Genomic DNA, 15,478 nt, shown 5'->3' on the forward strand with positions numbered 1-15,478 from the left:
TCCCTCCTCCCGTGGGAGCCCGCCGGTTGCCCCGGGATCCCCGCCGCCTCACTGCCAGGCCGCCAGTCTCCCGGGCAACAGGGCGGTCACACAGGGGGGTTGGGCCCCGGATCAGGGGGTGTACGTAGCTACACCCGCGGCCCCGGTACTACGGCGCCGGGTCCGGTCGGCCCGCGCTGACCAGGCCGGTCTCGTAGGCGACGACGACCGCCTGGGCGCGGTCGCGGAGGCCGAGCTTGCCGAGGATGCGGGCGACATGGGTCTTGACGGTGGCCTCGGCGAGGTGGAGGCGGGCGGCGAGTTCGGCGTTGCTCAGGCCGCGGGCGAGCAGGGTCATGACCTCCAGCTCGCGGGGGGTGAGGGTGGCGAGGTCGCGGTGGAGGGCGGTGGCGGTGTCGTCGTCGCGGCGGGCGAAGCGGGCGACGAGGCGGCGGGTGATCGCGGGGGCGAGCAGGGCGTCGCCGGTGCGGACCGTGCGGACCGCGTTGGCCAGGTGCTCGGGGCTGACGTCCTTGAGGAGGAAGCCGCTGGCGCCCGCGGACAGGGCGGCGTACACGTACCGGTCGAGGTCGAAGGTGGTCAGGATGATCACCCGGGGGCCGTCCGCCCCGGCGGCTGCTATCCGGCGGGTGGCCTCCAGGCCGTCCATGTCCGGCATGCGGATGTCCATCAGGACGACGTCCGGGCGGGTGCGGCGGACCGCCTCCACCGCCTCGTCCCCGGTGGTGGCCTCGGCGACCACCTCGATGCCCTCGGACTCCAGGATCATCCGGAAGCCGGCCCTGACCAGCGCCTGGTCGTCGGCCACCACCACGCGCGGCAGCCCGGTCACGAGGCGGCGTCCAGCGGGATGACGGCGGTGACGCGGTAGCCGCCGCGGGGGCGGGGGCCGGTGGTCAGCGTGCCGCCGTGGACCGCGACCCGCTCGCGCAGGCCGAGCAGACCGCGCCCGTTGCCGGTGGACGCGGCCGGTCCCGGACGGCCGCCGGTGTCGGCCACCTCCACCCGCAGCCGGTCCTCGCCGTACTCCACGACCACCTCCGCACTCGCGCCGCTCGCGTGCTTGATCGTATTGGTCAGCGCCTCCTGCACCACCCGGTAGGCGGCGAGTTCGACGCCGGGCGGTACGGCGCGGCGCCGCCCCCGCACGGTCAGCTCGACCGCCAGCCCGGCGTGCCGCACCCCGCCGACCAGGGCGTCGAGACGGCCGAGACCGGGCTGCGGGGCCAACTCGGCGCTCTCCGGCGGCGCGTCGCCGACACGGCCGACACCGCTGACACCGCCGACACCGCCGTACTCGCCCTCGCCCGTCTCGTCCTCGTCCATCGTCAACAGGCCCATGACCTGCCGCAGTTCGGCCATCGCGGCCCGGCCGCCGGTCTCCACCGCGAGCAGCGCCTCGCGGGCCCGCTCGGGCGAGGTCTCCATGATCTTGCGGGCCGCCCCGGCCTGGATCACCATCACGCTGACGTTGTGCGTCACCACGTCGTGCAGCTCGCGGGCGATCCGGGCCCGCTCGTGCTCCACCGCCCGCCGCAGCGCGTCGAGTTGCTCGCGCTCCAGGGTGGACACCCGGGTGTGGCCGTCCTCGACGCGGCGCCGCCACATCCGGATCTCGTACGCGACCGCCAGCACCGGGATCAGCACGAGGAGGGCGACCACCCCGTTGCGGAACTCGGGCAGTTGCGCGGAGAGGAAGAGGACCACCACCACGGCCGCCGCCACCGGCAGGCTGAGCAGCGTCGGCACCGGGTACGGGCAGTGCACGACGGCGCTGTAGAGGGCGACGAGGCACACGACACCGGAGAAGTACGCGATGTCGGGGGAGTCGTCCCTGACCGCCAGCGCCAGTGCCAGCACCGCCCACAGCGCGGGCAGCGGAAAGCGGCGGCGCAGCGCCAGCGGCGCGGCGACGAGCGGCACCAGGAGCGTGCCGCCGGCCCAGTCCACGGGACCGGCCACCTGCGCGACCGTCGCGTAGCGGGCGTTGACCAGAGCCAGCGCCACCGCCAGCGCCACGTCGAACGCCTGGCCGCGGAATGTCAGGGCGCGGCGCGGGGCGACCCGCCCCCGGCCGCCCAGCTCCCGCAGTCTGCCTGCCACCTGCTCGTATGTCACGGGCTGATTGTGGCCGACCGTCCTCGGGCGCACATCCCTCGGGCGGTCGGCTCTCGCGCCGCCCCGTACACCGCTCGCCTACCTCGCAAGGATGACGTCCGGCGCGGTGGTCCTGGCGCGGTACGCGAGATGCCTCCCGCGGCCGACGTGCGGAAACGGCCCCCGCTCATAGCGTCGGAGCACCCCGCCGGGACCGGTGGGCACCCCGTCGGAACCGGCGGGCAGCGCGAGGACGAGGGAGACGACGATGGCCGTGCCGGTGATCGAACTGAGCGGTGTCAGCCGCCGCTACGAGGAGGGCCCGGCGGCCCTCGACGAGGTGTCGCTCACCGTGGCCCCCGGCGAGTCCGTCGCGGTGCTCGGCCCTTCCGGCAGCGGCAAGTCCACGCTGCTCAACCTGATCGCGGGCCTCTACCGGCCGACCGCGGGCACCGTCACGGTCGACGGCACCCGGGTGGACACCCTCGGCGAGGCGGGCTCCGCGCGGTTCCGCCGGGCGAAGATCGGCATGGTCTTCCAGTTCTTCCACCTGCTCGACGACCTGACGGTGGCCGACAACGTGCTGCTCCCCGCGGAGATGGCCGGGGTCGGCCGGGCCGCGGCCCGCAGGCGCGCGGCCGAACTCCTCGACGTCCTCGGCATCGCCCGCCACGCCCGGGCCTACCCCGGCCGCCTGTCGGGCGGTGAGCGCCAACGGGTCGCCGTCGCACGGGCGTTGATGAACCGGCCGCCGCTGCTGCTGGCCGATGAGCCCACCGGCGCGCTGGACTCCGCCTCCGGCGAGGACGTCAGGGAACTCCTCAACGACCTCCACGCGGACGGCCAGACGATCGTGACCGTCACCCACGACCTGTCGCTGGCCCGCGCGTGCGCCACCCGTACGGTAGAGATCGCCGACGGCCGCGTCGTCGCCGACCGCCCCACGCCCCGGACGACCCCGGCGACCTCCGCGACCTCGACGGCGGTGGCCCGATGAGCGCGCGGGGTGCAGGGGGCACGTCGGCGCACCCGGGCGGACGGGACGGAGCGCCGGGCACACCGGGGCGGCCAGGTGTCCGCGGTGCGTGGGGCGTGCCCGGCAAGGTGGTGCGCTCGGGTGTGCGGCGGCGCAAGGTGCAGACCCTGGTGATGGTGCTGGCCACCATGATGGCGGTGGCCGTGTCGGTGCTCGGCGGGTCGCTGGTGGTCGCCTCGCGGCAGCCGTTCGAGCACGCCTTCGCCGCCCAGCACGGCGCGCACCTGACCGCGCGGTTCGACGGCGGGCACGGCAGCGCCGCCCAACTGGCGGCCACCGCCCACGCCTCCGGGGTCACCGCGGCCGCCGGGCCGTTCCCCACGGCGACCGTCGACCCGCAGGGCGGCGCCGACCTCGGACTGCCGGAGGGCGCGAGCCTGTCGCCGATGGCGGTCGTCGGCCGCGCCGACCGCGGCGGACCGGTCGACGACGTGACCCTGCTCCGCGGCAGTTGGCCGTCGGGCCCCGGCCAGATCGTGCTGTCCGTCGACTACTCCAGCCCCATCAGCGACGTCGGCACCCGGCTGCACTTCCCCGGGCTGCCCGGCGACCCGGCCGTCACCGTCGTCGGCTTCGCCCGGTCGGTCAGCCAGACCGCCGACGCCTGGGCGGTCCCGGCCGAGATCGCCACGCTCACCCCGGTGGGCAGGGCCGTCGGCTACCAGATGCTGTACCGCTTCGCCTCGGCCGGTACGACCGCGCGGATGGCGGCCGACCGCGCCGCGGTGGCGGCCGCCGCACCCCGAGGCGCGCTGTCCGGTGTGCAGTCGTGGCTCACCGTCGAGCAGGGCACCAACCGCAACACGGCGCTGTTCGTGCCCTTCCTCCTCGCCTTCGGCCTGCTGGGCGTCCTGATGTCGGTGCTCACCGTCGGCATCGTGGTGTCCGGCGCGGTCGGCACCGGGACGCGGCGGATCGGTGTGCTCAAGGCCCTCGGGTTCACCCCGGCGCAGGTCGTCCGCGCCTACATGGCCCAGGCGCTGGTCCCGGCCGTGGCCGGGGTCGCGATCGGCGCCGTCGCGGGCAACCTGCTGGCCGTCCCCGTGCTCTCCGCGACCGCCGACGTGTACGGCGGCACGACGTCCGGCGTCGCGCCCTGGGTCGATGTCGCCGTGATCGGGGGCGCGTTGGCGCTGGTGAGCGGTACGGCATGGGTTTCGGCGCTGCGGGCGGGCCGGCTGCGTACCGTCGAGGCGCTCGCCGTCGGCCGGACCCCGCGGGCGGGCCGCGGGCAGTTCGCGGCCCGGCTCACCGCGCGGCTGCCGCTGCCGCGGTCGGTCAGCCTGGGCCTCGCCCACCCCTTCGCCCGGCCCGCGCGCACCGCTGGGATGCTCGCCGCGGTCATCTTCGGCGCCGCGGCCGCCACCTTCGCCGTCGGCATGGGCGGCACCCTCAACTGGGTGCAGGCGGCCAAGCACCACGACAACGCCGACGTCACCATCGCCCCCGCGTACGGCCCGCCGCCCGGCCCGGGCAAGGGCGCGCCGTCGCACTCCGTGCCGCGCGGCAGGCGGGGCGGCGGCGACCCCGCCGCGATCACGGCGGCCGTCAACTCCCAGCCGGGGACGCTGAAGTGGTACGGCACCGCCGAGACGGACGTGACCGTCGCCGGGGTGTCCGGCACCACCTCCGTCTTCGCCTTCACCGGCGACGCGTCCTGGGCGGGCTACCAACTGGCCGCGGGACACTGGTTCACCGCCCCCGGCGAGGCCGTCGTGCCGTCCACCTTCATGACCGCCACCGCCACCCGGCTCGGTGACACCGTCGCCCTCGTCGACCACGGCCGGACGATCCGGGCCCGTATCGTCGGCGAGGTCTTCGACCCGCACATCCAGACCAACGAGGTGCTCACCGACGCCGCCACCCTCGCCGGGGCCGAGCCCGACCTGCGGCCGGAGACGTACGCGGTGAAGCTCACGTCCGGTACGGACGCGGCCGCTTACACCCGGGCGCTGAACACCCGGCTGGCGCCGCTCGGCGTCACGGCCGCCCACGGCGGCGACGGCAGCAAGAGCGGCACCATCGTGGTGCTGAACGCGCTGACCGCCGCGCTCACCCTGATGCTCGTCGCCGTCGCCGGGCTCGGCGTGCTCAACACGGTGATGCTCGAAACCCGCGAGCGGGTACGGGAGATCGGGGTGGCCAAGGCGCTGGGCATGACGCCGGGGCAGACCGTCGCCATGGTGCTGGCGTCGGTGACGGTGATCGGTGTGGTCGGGGGCGCGGTCGGCCTCCCGCTGGGCCTGGTCCTGCACGCGGTGACGGTGCCCGCGATGGGCCACAGCGCCGGTCTCGACATCCCCTCCCGCGCCCTCCACGTCTACCCCGCCCCCGAGCTCGCCCTCCTCGTCACGGGCGGCCTCCTCATCGCCGTCCTGGGCGCCCTCCTCCCCGCCACCTGGGCCGCCCGCACCCGCACGGTGACGGCGCTGCGCACGGAGTAGCCCGGGGGCGGGCGTCGGAAGGGGGCTCTAGTCGAGCGCGGCGAACATGCTGCGGTCGAAGGAGCCCCCCTGGGCGTGGGTGATCACGCTCATCCGGTTGGAGGCGTTGATCAGGGCGACCAGGCAGACCAGGGCGCCGAGCTGGTCGTCGTCGTAGTGCTTGCCCAGCTCGGCCCAGGTGTCGTCGGACACGCCCTGCTCGGTGAGGCGGGTGCCCTCCTCGGCGAGGGCCAGCGCGGCGCGCTCGGCGTCGGTGAACACGGTGGTGTGGCGCCAGGCGGCGACCAGGTTGAGCCGCAGCTGCGTCTCACCGGCCGCCGCCGCCTCCTTGGTGTGGATGTCCACGCAGAAGCCGCAGCCGTTGATCTGGCTGGCGCGCAGGGACACCAGCTCCTGCACGCTCGCGGGCAACGAGGACTTCTGGACGGCCAGCGAGGTGTTGTAGAACCGCTTGGCGACGGTCGCGGCGGTCGGGCTGTCGAGCAGGTTGAATCGGGGTTCCATGGTGTCGTCCTCACATGTGGTGTGGCGGTGTGCGCACCGCGCTGAACGAGCACAAGACGCGGCCGCCCGGCATCCTGTGACGGCCGGGGCGCTGTGACGTGCGCCACCGCCCGCGGGTGTCACAGGACCCGGGGGACCGGCGTCCTGTGTGCGTGGCACTTACGACAGCGACTGGGCAGGAGCCGAGGATGAGCGAGCGCACGACGGACACGGCGGGACCGGCCACCGAGACGTTCACCGCCCACCGCAACCTGCTCTTCACCGTGGCCTACGAGATGCTCGGCTCGGCGGCCGACGCGGAGGACGTCGTCCAGGAGACCTGGCTGCGCTGGTCGGCCGTCGACCTCGCCGAGGTACGGGACCGGCGCGCCTACCTGGTACGGATCGCCACCCGCCAGGCCCTGACCCGCCTGCGCACGCTCGCCCGCCGCCGGGAGACGTACGTCGGCTCGTGGCTGCCCGAACCCCTGCTGACCACACCTGACGTCGCCGAGGACGTCGAGCTGGCCGACAGCGTCTCCACCGCCGTACTGCTGGTCCTGGAGACGCTCACCCCGACCGAGCGGGCGGTCTTCGTGCTGCGTGAGGTCTTCGCCGTCGAGTACGACGAGATCGCCGAGGCCGTGGGCAAGAGCCCGGCCGCGGTCCGGCAGATCGCCCACCGGGCGCGGGCCCATGTCGCCGCCCGCCGCCCCCGCGAGAGTGTCTCCCCGGCCGAGACCCGTCGTGCCCTCGCCGCCTTCCAGCAGGCCGTCGAGACCGGTGACCTGAGCGAACTCCTCGACATGCTCGCCCCGGACGTCGTCCTCGTCGGCGACGGCGGCGGCCTCCGCCAGGCCATCCCGAACCCCGTCCGCGGCTTCCCCCACGTCGCCCGCGTCCTGTCCGCCGGCCTCCCCACCCTGGGCGCCCGCGCCCACGTGGAACCCACCGAAGTCAACGGCCACCCCGCCCTCCTCATCCACCTCGACGGCGAGATCGACGACGTCCTCACCCTCCGCATGGAGGCAGGCCAGATCACCGCCCTCTACGTGGTCCGCAACCCCGAAAAACTCACCCGCCTCACATCCCCGACGCACTTCACCCGCTGAACCGCCGCTGACGCGGCATCCGAAGCTGGGGCGCCCCCTGGAAGTGGGCGCCCCAGCGGTGCGTGCACCCCCGTCGCACGCAGGGGAAGGGGCTCAGCCGCGCAGCGCCGAGGTGGTCACACCGGCCTCGTTGGTGCTGTCGGTCGAGCCGCCCTTGGTGGTGCCGCCCTGGGACCAGGTGAGGCTGCCGCCGCCGGGGGCGGGGAAGGTCACGCTTCCGGCCCCGCCCTTGCCCGGCTTGACGACCACGCCGCCGCCCTTGCCCGGGAAGGGCGGAAGGGGGCAGTCCTTGACGGGCTTGGCGCCGGGGGCGAGCTTGCCGTTGACGTACACCTTGCCGCCCACGACCTTGACGGTCGTCTTGGTGCCCGGCTTCGGGTGGCCCTTGCCCGGCTGGATGTCGATGACGCAGACCACGCCCTTGCCCTTGCCGGGCAGCGGCGGGAGCGGCGGCAGCGGGCACTTGGTGTCGGCGGCGCCGCCCTTGACCAGCTTGCCGTTGATGTAGAGCTTGCCGCCCACGACCTTGACGGTCGTGTCCTTGCCGGACAGCGTCGCGCCGGGCACCGCGGGCAGCGCGAGCGTCCCCGGCACCCCGGGCTTCCCGGGCAGCGGCTTGGTGGGCAGCGGCTTCCCGGGCAGGCCCGGCTTGCCGCCCTTCACCACGACGCAGACCGTACCCTTGCCCCCGCCCTTGCCCGCCGTCGTGACGAACACCGGCTGCGCCGGGGCGACGGCCTGCGCGGTGTGCGCGGACGGCGCCGACGACGGAGTGGCGGCGCCGCTGGAGGACGCGGCCACCACACCGGTCAGGCCGAGGCCCGCCGTGAGGACCATGCCCGTCATCATCCTGGTCTTCTTCATGCTCTCGGTCACTCCCGTTCATGGGCCGCCCGCTGCCGGGCCGCCCGTCACTCGTACCGCGTGCGCAGATCGGCTGATCTGACCTCCGCAGCCTCGCCGGGGCCGCCTGAAGAGGGCCTGAAGGACCCACAGTTGATCTTCATGTTCGCCTTAGGCGGCCGGGAGCACCCTGTGGACGTGCGCATACTCCTCGTGGATGACGAACGCCGACTGGCCGATCTGCTCAAGGACGGCCTGACCAGTGAGGGCTTCGCGGTCGATCTCGCCCACGACGGCCGCGAGGGCCTGTGGATGGCGACCGAGCAGTCGTACGACGTGATCGTGCTGGACGTGATGCTGCCGTCGCTGCACGGGTACGGGGTCTGCGCCCGGCTGCGCGAGGCGGGCAACTGGACCCCGATCCTCATGCTGACCGCCAAGGACGGCGAGTACGACGAGGCCGAGGCACTCGACACCGGCGCGGACGACTACCTCACCAAGCCGTTCTCCTACGTCGTGCTGCTCGCCCGGCTGCGCGCCCTGGTCAGGCGCGGGGTACGGGAGCGCCCGGCCGTCCTCAGCGTCGGCGACCTGCGGGTGGACCCGGCCGGGCTCAAGTGCAGCCGGGGCGATGTGCAGATCGCCCTGACACCCAAGGAGTTCGCGATCCTGCACTGCCTCGCCCGGCGCGCGGGCGAGGTCGTCCCCAAGTCGGAACTGCTCGCCCGCGCCTGGGACTTCGCCTACGACGGCGACTCCAACGTGGTCGAGGTCTACATCAGTGCCCTGCGCCGCAAGATCGACAAGCCCTTCGGGCGGACCACTCTCAGCACCGTACGCGGCGCCGGATACCGGCTGGAGGCATGACATGGGAGTACGGCTGCGCACCACGTTGACCGCCACGGCCGCGGTGGCGGCGGCCCTGTGCCTGGCCGCGGTCGCGCTGTTCGCCGCGCTGGAGACGAGCCTGGCGGACTCCACGAAGGAGCTGGCGCTCCAGGACGCGAAGGCGAAGGCGTCGTCGGAGGCGTTCACGATGAAGCGGGACCCGCCGCCCGGGATGCCCGGAGTGCCGGGAACGACGGCGGGCACCGGCCAGGGGGTGGACCTGGGCCCGGTCAACGGGCCCCCGCCGGGACTTCCGCCGGGGAAGTCGGGCGTCGTGAGCGCGGCAGACGGCGCCCCGAAGACCCAGCAGTTGCTCTCCGCGAAGGGCGTCGACGGCAACCTGGAGATCACCGCCCTCGTCACGACCAAGAACGGACCCGTCGAGGTGAAGGGCAAGGCGTCGCTGGCCCCGGCCCAGCAGGCGATGACGACCCTCACCCGGCTGCTGATCCCGGGCGTGCCCGCGCTGCTCGCCCTGGTCGCGCTGTTCACCTGGCTCGCGGTCGGCCGCGCGCTGCGCCCGGTCTCCGCGATCCGGGCGAAGGTCGCCGAGATCACCGCGTACGACCTGCACGAACGCGTGCCGGAGCCGCGTACCCGCGACGAGATCGCCGCCCTCGCCCGTACCGTCAACGACACCCTCGACCGGCTGCGGACCGCCGTCGACGCGCACCGGCAGTTCGTCGCGGACGCCGCCCACGAACTGCGCAGCCCGATGGCGATCCTGCGCACCCGGCTCGAACTCGCCCGCCCCGCCGAGAAGGCGCTGGCCGAGGCGGCACTGGACGACGTGGGCCGGCTGCAGTCCCTCACCTCCGACCTGCTGCTGCTCGCCCGCCTCGACGCCCGTCAGCCGCTCCGTGCCGCCGTGCTCGACCTCTCCCAGCTCGTCGCGGAGGAGGCCGCCCGCAAACGCCCGCGGCTGGAGATCCGCGTCGCCCTCGACCTCACCCCCGACGTGCTCCTCGACGGTTCGGCCGACCACCTGCGCCGCCTGGTCGCCAACCTCGTCGACAACGCCGTCCGGCACGCCACGACCACCGTCCACGTGCGCCTGACCCGCCCCGACCCGCGCACCGCCGTCCTCGACGTCACCGACGACGGCGACGGCATCCCCGACGAACACCGCGGCACCGTCTTCGACCGCTTCACCCGCCTCGACGCCGCCCGCCCCCGCGACACCGGCGGCTCCGGTCTCGGCCTCCCCATCGCCCGCGACATCGCCACCGCCCACGCCGCCACCCTCACCGCCCTCCCCACCCCGCACGGCACCGGCGCCCACCTCCGCGCGGTCTTCCCGCTGAGCCGCGCGGCGCCACGCGAAGAGGCCCTGGCCGTCCGCGGTCCCGGCTGACCGACTCCGGGGGGTCAGAGCCGGCAAGACCCCGCCGCCGCACCGCCCTTTACGCAGGTGGGGCCCGTAGGTGATGCTGAACCGCCCTGGGGACGCTGCGACTCTTGGGGCAGGGTTGCTACGGGAGGGCACGCGGTGCGCATAGTTCTGCTCGGTTCGGTCCAGGCGTGTGAGGACGACGGGGCGCCGGTCGCCCTCGGCGGCGCGCGGCTGCGGATGCTGCTGGCGCGGCTCGCGCTGGAGGCCGGGCGCACGGTGTCCGTGGACGGGCTGGTCGACGGGCTGTGGGGCGAGGACCCGCCGAGCGGGGCGGCCAACGCGCTGCAGGCGCTGGTGTCCCGGCTGCGCAAGGCACTGGGCGGGGCGGCCGCCATCGAGTCGACGGCCGGCGGCTACCGGCTGGCCGTACGGGCCGCGGATGTCGACGCCCACCGCTTCGAGGAACTGGCCGGGCAGGGGCGGCGGGAGCTGGCGGCGGGCCGCTTCGACGAGGCCGCCGCGCTGCTGGGTACGGCGCTGGGGCTGTGGCAGGGGGCGGGCGCGGCGCTGGCGGACGTCACGGAGGCGCCGTTCGCCGCGGCCGCCGCCGCCCGCCTGGAAGAGCTGCGGACCGCCGCCGCCGAGGACCGCTTCGACGCGGAGCTACGGCTCGGCAGGCATGCCGAGGTGCTGGCCGACCTGGGCGCGGCGGGCGCCGCGCACCCGCTCAGCGAGCGGCTGGCCGAACTGCGGATGCGGGCGCTGTGGGCGGCCGGACGGCAGTCGGACGCGCTGACGACGTACGAGGAGATCCGTACCCGGCTCGGCGAGGAGCTGGGCGTCGACCCCTCTCCCGAACTCCAGGAGATCCATCTCACGCTGCTGCGGGGCGAGTTGGCCCGGCCCGCCGTCCAGCCCGAGGTGTCGGCACGGCGGTTGCCCGCCCGGCTGACCAGCTTCGTCGGCCGGGAGGCCGAGTTGGCGCAGCTCGACGGGCTGCTCACCGCGTCCCGGCTGGTCACCATCGTGGGCGCGGGCGGCGCGGGCAAGACCCGGCTGTCGCTGGAGGCCGTCGGCCGGGACCGGGCCTACGGCCGCGGCCGGGTCTGGTTCGTCCCGCTGGCGGCGGTGGGCACCGCCGACGAGGTGGCCGACGCCGTCCTCGGCGCGATCGGCTCCACGGACGGCGGCCTGTACGACGCCGGACAGACCCAGAAGGCCGCGCCGCCGGTCGACCGGATGGCCGAACTCCTCGACATCGGCGACGCGTTGCTCGTCCTCGACAACTGCGAGCACCTGGTGGACGCGGCGGCCGCACTCGCCGACCAGCTCTTGGAGCGGCTGCCGCAGCTGCGCATCCTCGCCACCAGCAGGGAGCCGCTGGCCATCACCGGGGAGGTGCTCTGCCACCTCGGCCCGCTCGACGTGCCCACCGGCACCCCGGAACCCGCCGAGGCCGCGCGGGCCGACGCCGTACGCCTCTTCGCCGACCGGGCCACCAGCGTCCGGCCCGGCTTCGCCATCGACGACACCACGGTCGGCGCCGTGGTCGAGATCTGCTGGCGCCTCGACGGCATGCCGCTCGCCCTGGAACTGGCCGCCGCCAAACTCCGCTCGATGAGCGTGGACCAGATCGCCCGCCGCCTCGACGACCGGTTCCGGCTGCTCACCTCGGGCAGCCGTACCGCACTGCCGCGCCAGCGCACCCTGCTCGCGGTCGTCGAGTGGAGCTGGGACCTGCTCGACGAGCCCGAACGCGTCCTGGCCCGCAGGCTGTCGGCCTTCCCTGGCGGGGCCACCCTCGCCGCCCTGGAAGCGGTCTGCGCGGACGCCGAACTGCCCGCCGACGACGTGCTGTACGTCCTCGACGCGCTGATCGAGAAGTCCCTCGCCACCGCGACCGCGACGACGGACGGACCGGGCGGCGGCGAGCCGCGCTACCGGATGCTGGAGACCGTACGCGCCTACGCCGCCACCCGGCTCGCCGCGTCCGGTGACGACCTCACCGGCCCCTTCGCCGACTACTTCCTCGCGCTGGCCGAGGAGCACGAACCCCGGCTGCGTACCGGCGAACAGCTCGACGCCCTCGCGGTGTTCGACGCCGAGCACGCCAACCTGGTGCTCGCGCTGCGGACCGCGGTGGCGGCGGGCGACGGGGAGCTGGCCTCCCGGTTCGTCGCGGCGATGTTCTGGTACTGGGGAGTGAGGGGGATGAGCGCCCAACTGGAGACCGCGCTCGCCGAGGTACGCGGACTCGGCGGCGGCCTGCCGCAGAGCCGCTCGCCGATCGCGGACGTCGACTCGGCCAACGCCCGGGAGTTCCACACCGCGGGACTGTTCCTGCGGATCTCCCAACTCGCCGCCCCCGGCGAGGAGTCCGAGGCCCTGGAGTCGCCCGACCCCTGGGTGCGGGCCAGCGCCCACCTCGCGTACGACTTCGCCCTCACCGAACAGGGCGACCTGCGCACCGGGGCCGCCTCCCGGCTCGCCGCACTGCGCGGCTTCGAGGAGGCCGGTGACCGCTGGGGCCTGGTGATGAGCCTGCTCCCCATCGGCCGCGACCACTCGCTGCGCGGCGAGTACCCGCAGGCCATCGCCACCTTCGAGCGGGTGGTCGCGGTCAGCTCCGAGATCGGCACCGAGGACTACCTCGACCTCGGCCGGGTCAGACTGGCCCGCGAGCGCCGCCGCAGCGGCGATCTGGACGGCGCCCGCCGCGACCTGGAGTCCGCGCACCGCCAGGCCAGGGAGCGCGGGCACCGGCGTCTCGAGGCCAACATCCTCGTCGGCCTCAACAACCTCCACCGCAGGGCGGGCGATCTGGAGCGCGCCAACCAGGTCCTGGACCAGTTGGAGACCTTCGTCCGCAACCGCGCCGTACCCGAGGAGCTGGCCAGGGACCTGATCGTCAGCACCCGGATGGAGAACCGGCTCGCGGAGGGCGACGCCGTAGGTGCCCGCGCCCTGCTGCCGGAGGCCGCCGGGGGGCTGCTCGGCCAGGGCGCCGGAGCCGGACTCGCCTGGGTGGCCGAACTCCTCGGCGGACTGCTGGCGTTGGAGGGCGACGCGCGGGGCGCGGCCGAGGCGCTGGGCATGAGCGAGGTGATGCGGGGCGCGTTCGACGCGGGGGAGCCGGAGCTGCGCGAGCTGGTCGAGCGGCTCACCGGGCGGCTGGGCGAGGACGGCTACCGGGCCGCGTACGGCGCGGGCGCCGCGCTGCCGAGGACGGACGCGCTGCACCGGCTGGCCGAGGAGGTCGGCCAGCCGGTGCGGGTGTAAGCAGTGGTGCGGGCGGGGGAACCCGGGGCGGTTCAGCCCGCGGTCCTGCGGTAGGAGCGCATCGCCAGCGGGAAGAAGACCGCGACCACACCCGCCATCCAGCACAGGGTTCCGAGCAGCGGGTGGGCGACCGCGCCGCCGTTGAGCAGACCGCGCATGGTGTCGGAGAGCAGGCTGACCGGGTTGACGTGCGACCAGGCCTGCAGCCACCCGGGCATGGTCCCCGACGGCACCGCCACGTTGCTGGCGAAGGTCAGCGGCACGATCAGGGCCGTCATCAACCCCATGACGGAACCAGGGGTCTTGGCGGTCATCCCGATGAAGACCGAGATCCAGGAGAAGCACACCGCGAAGGCCAGCAGCATCCCGAAGGCGGCAAGCGTCGCTATCGGGTTGGTGGTGATCCGGTAGCCCATGACGAGGGAGAGCGCCATCACCGTGGTGAGGCAGACGACATAGCGGACGACATCGGCCAGCACGGCGCCGATCAGCGGCGCGGACCGGGCGATGGGCATCGACCGGAACCGGTCGAACACCCCTGTCGCCGCGTCGGCGTTGAGGGAGGCGCCGATGCCGATGCTGGCCTGGAAGACGGTCATCACCATGATGCCCGGCACCAGCTTGCGCAGATAGGCGTCGTCGTCGCCGTGCGCGATGGCCCCGCCGTAGAGGTAGACGAAGATCAGCAGGAAGAGGACCGGGGTGAGGATCGCGTCGGCGAGCAGCGTGACGTTCTTCCTCATCTTGGTGATGCCGCGCCCGGCGAGGGCCAAGCTGTGCCGGGTGGTGCGGGCCGCGCCGATCCGCAGCGGCGCCACAGGGGCGGCGGGGGCGGAAGCGGGGGCGGGGGCGGTGACGGTCTGGGTGCTCATGCCGCGGTCCTCTCGGTGTCGGTGTCGCTCTTGCTGTCGTTCTTGCTGTCGTTCTTCGTGCCGTCGGTGCTGTCCGTTTCGTCGTTGCTCGTCGCGGGCCGTCCGGTCAGGGCCAGGAAGACCTCGTCCAGGCTGGGCAGCCGCAGCCCCAGCTCGTCGGCGGAGATACCGGCCGAGTCCAGCTTCCTGGCCACCGCGGACACCAGCAGCGGGTCCGCGGCGGGCACGGTGAGCACGCTGTTGCCGCTGCTGCGGGCGGGCTCGCCGCCGGTCAGTTCGGTGAGGATCCGGGCCACCAGCTCCACATCGCCCGCCAGCGTCGGCCGCACCTGCAGGATCTGCCCGCCGACCTGGCGCTTCAGCTCACCGGGGCGCCCCTCGGCGACCACCCGGCCGCGGTCGAACACCGTGATGGAGTCGGCCAGTTGGTCCGCCTCCTCCAGGTACTGCGTGGTGAGCAGCACCGTGGAGCCGTCGTCCACCAACTTCCGCACCACGTCCCACACCTCGTTGCGGGCGTGCGGGTCGAGACCCGTGGTCGGCTCGTCCAGGTAGATCACCTGCGGCCTGCCCACCAGGCTCGCCGCCAGGTCGAGGCGGCGGCGCATCCCTCCGGAGAAGGTGCTCAGCGGCTTGCCGGCCGCCTCGGTGAGCGAGAACCGCTCCAGCAGCTCCGCGGCCCGCGCGGCGGCGTCCCGCTTCGGCATGTCGAGCAACCGCCCGATCAGCACCAGGTTCTCGGTCCCCGACAGCCCCTCGTCGACCGAGGCGTACTGCCCGGTCAGCCCGATCAACTGCCGTACCCGCACCGGATCCCGCACCACATCGTGCCCCCCGACGCTGGCCCGCCCCTCGTCCGGCCGCAGCAGCGTCGACAGGATCCGCACGGTCGTCGTCTTCCCGGCCCCGTTCGGCCCGAGAACCCCGACCACCTTCCCTTCCGGCACCTCCAGATCCACCCCGTCCAGCGCGACGAAGTCCCCGTACCGCTTGACCAGACCCTCGGCCCGTATCGCGTACCCCATCTGCTCTTCCCCTTCGTCCCGCTCGCCGTCGTGCTCGCCGTTCTCGATGACCACGACGATGCCGGG

Annotated in this window: 12 protein-coding genes; 6 read left to right on the forward strand and 6 right to left on the reverse strand. The window is 74.1% G+C overall.

From position 1 onward, the window contains the following. Nucleotides 1-148: 148 nt before the first annotated feature. Entirely contained in the window at nt 149-832 is a 684-nt protein-coding gene (locus AB0M29_RS15185; RefSeq protein WP_365382721.1) for a response regulator transcription factor, read from the reverse strand. Next, nucleotides 829-2,118: a histidine kinase gene (locus tag AB0M29_RS15190; protein ID WP_365382722.1), complete on the reverse strand. Its 1,290-nt coding sequence runs from the start codon at nt 2,116-2,118 to the stop codon at nt 829-831. The genes AB0M29_RS15185 and AB0M29_RS15190 overlap by 4 nt, the downstream gene beginning before the upstream one ends. Before the next feature lie 247 nt (nt 2,119-2,365). Between AB0M29_RS15190 and AB0M29_RS15195 the strand changes: the two genes are divergently transcribed. Both AB0M29_RS15195 and AB0M29_RS15200 read left to right on the forward strand, forming a co-directional pair. Further along, complete coding sequence (locus AB0M29_RS15195) at nt 2,366-3,094, forward strand: ABC transporter ATP-binding protein (RefSeq protein ID WP_365382723.1); 729 nt, start codon at nt 2,366-2,368, stop codon at nt 3,092-3,094. A 152-nt stretch (nt 3,095-3,246) separates the two neighbouring features. After that, nucleotides 3,247-5,577 (forward strand): FtsX-like permease family protein, encoded by a 2,331-nt coding sequence (locus tag AB0M29_RS15200; protein ID WP_365382862.1) that lies wholly within the window; start codon nt 3,247-3,249, stop codon nt 5,575-5,577. 27 nt (nt 5,578-5,604) lie between these two features. Here AB0M29_RS15200 and AB0M29_RS15205 read toward each other — a convergent pair whose 3' ends face one another. Further along, nucleotides 5,605-6,081, reverse strand: a complete 477-nt coding sequence (locus AB0M29_RS15205; protein WP_365382724.1) for a carboxymuconolactone decarboxylase family protein — start codon at nt 6,079-6,081, stop codon at nt 5,605-5,607. A 188-nt stretch (nt 6,082-6,269) separates the two neighbouring features. Here AB0M29_RS15205 and AB0M29_RS15210 point away from each other — a divergent pair, with 188 nt between their 5' ends. Next, the gene (locus AB0M29_RS15210) at nt 6,270-7,172 is read left to right on the forward strand and encodes an RNA polymerase sigma-70 factor (protein WP_365382725.1); all 903 of its coding nucleotides are present in this window, start codon (nt 6,270-6,272) and stop codon (nt 7,170-7,172) included. Between the two features lie 93 nt (nt 7,173-7,265). Here AB0M29_RS15210 and AB0M29_RS15215 read toward each other — a convergent pair whose 3' ends face one another. Next, entirely contained in the window at nt 7,266-8,036 is a 771-nt protein-coding gene (locus AB0M29_RS15215; protein WP_365382726.1) for a hypothetical protein, read from the reverse strand. 177 nt (nt 8,037-8,213) lie between these two features. On the opposite strand from AB0M29_RS15215, the gene AB0M29_RS15220 reads away from it, so the two are divergent. From AB0M29_RS15220 to AB0M29_RS15230, 3 genes are all read left to right on the forward strand, one after another. Continuing rightward, on the forward strand, nt 8,214-8,882 hold the full coding sequence (locus tag AB0M29_RS15220; protein ID WP_365382727.1) for a response regulator transcription factor: 669 nt from the start codon (nt 8,214-8,216) through the stop codon (nt 8,880-8,882). 1 nt (nt 8,883) lies between these two features. Further along, the gene (locus AB0M29_RS15225; RefSeq protein WP_365382728.1) at nt 8,884-10,257 is read left to right on the forward strand and encodes a HAMP domain-containing sensor histidine kinase; all 1,374 of its coding nucleotides are present in this window, start codon (nt 8,884-8,886) and stop codon (nt 10,255-10,257) included. Between the two features lie 135 nt (nt 10,258-10,392). Continuing rightward, nucleotides 10,393-13,515 (forward strand): BTAD domain-containing putative transcriptional regulator, encoded by a 3,123-nt coding sequence (locus tag AB0M29_RS15230; protein ID WP_365382729.1) that lies wholly within the window; start codon nt 10,393-10,395, stop codon nt 13,513-13,515. Nucleotides 13,516-13,547: 32 nt separating this feature from the next. Here AB0M29_RS15230 and AB0M29_RS15235 read toward each other — a convergent pair whose 3' ends face one another. Next, nucleotides 13,548-14,387 carry an ABC transporter permease gene (locus AB0M29_RS15235; RefSeq protein ID WP_365382730.1) on the reverse strand — a complete coding sequence of 280 codons (840 nt, stop codon included), beginning with the start codon at nt 14,385-14,387 and terminating at the stop codon, nt 13,548-13,550. Continuing rightward, on the reverse strand, nt 14,384-15,412 hold the full coding sequence (locus AB0M29_RS15240) for an ATP-binding cassette domain-containing protein (protein WP_365382863.1): 1,029 nt from the start codon (nt 15,410-15,412) through the stop codon (nt 14,384-14,386). The genes AB0M29_RS15235 and AB0M29_RS15240 overlap by 4 nt, the downstream gene beginning before the upstream one ends. Nucleotides 15,413-15,478: the final 66 nt, after the last annotated feature.

It is taken from the genome of Streptomyces sp. NPDC051976 (assembly GCF_040680795.1).
Taxonomy (GTDB): Bacteria; Actinomycetota; Actinomycetes; order Streptomycetales; family Streptomycetaceae; genus Actinacidiphila.

What these genes read in the sequence shown, in the direction of transcription:
- AB0M29_RS15195 (WP_365382723.1), top strand. Translation starts at nt 2,366, where the DNA reads ATGGCCGTGCCGGTGATCGAACTGAGCGGTGTCAGCCGCCGCTACGAG.
- AB0M29_RS15200 (WP_365382862.1), top strand. Translation starts at nt 3,247, where the DNA reads ATGGTGCTGGCCACCATGATGGCGGTGGCCGTGTCGGTGCTCGGCGGG.
- AB0M29_RS15205 (WP_365382724.1), bottom strand. Translation starts at nt 6,081, where the DNA reads ATGGAACCCCGATTCAACCTGCTCGACAGCCCGACCGCCGCGACCGTC.
- AB0M29_RS15210 (WP_365382725.1), top strand. Translation starts at nt 6,270, where the DNA reads ATGAGCGAGCGCACGACGGACACGGCGGGACCGGCCACCGAGACGTTC.
- AB0M29_RS15215 (WP_365382726.1), bottom strand. Translation starts at nt 8,036, where the DNA reads ATGAAGAAGACCAGGATGATGACGGGCATGGTCCTCACGGCGGGCCTC.
- AB0M29_RS15225 (WP_365382728.1), top strand. Translation starts at nt 8,884, where the DNA reads ATGGGAGTACGGCTGCGCACCACGTTGACCGCCACGGCCGCGGTGGCG.
- AB0M29_RS15235 (WP_365382730.1), bottom strand. Translation starts at nt 14,387, where the DNA reads ATGAGCACCCAGACCGTCACCGCCCCCGCCCCCGCTTCCGCCCCCGCC.
- AB0M29_RS15240 (WP_365382863.1), bottom strand. Translation starts at nt 15,412, where the DNA reads ATGGGGTACGCGATACGGGCCGAGGGTCTGGTCAAGCGGTACGGGGAC.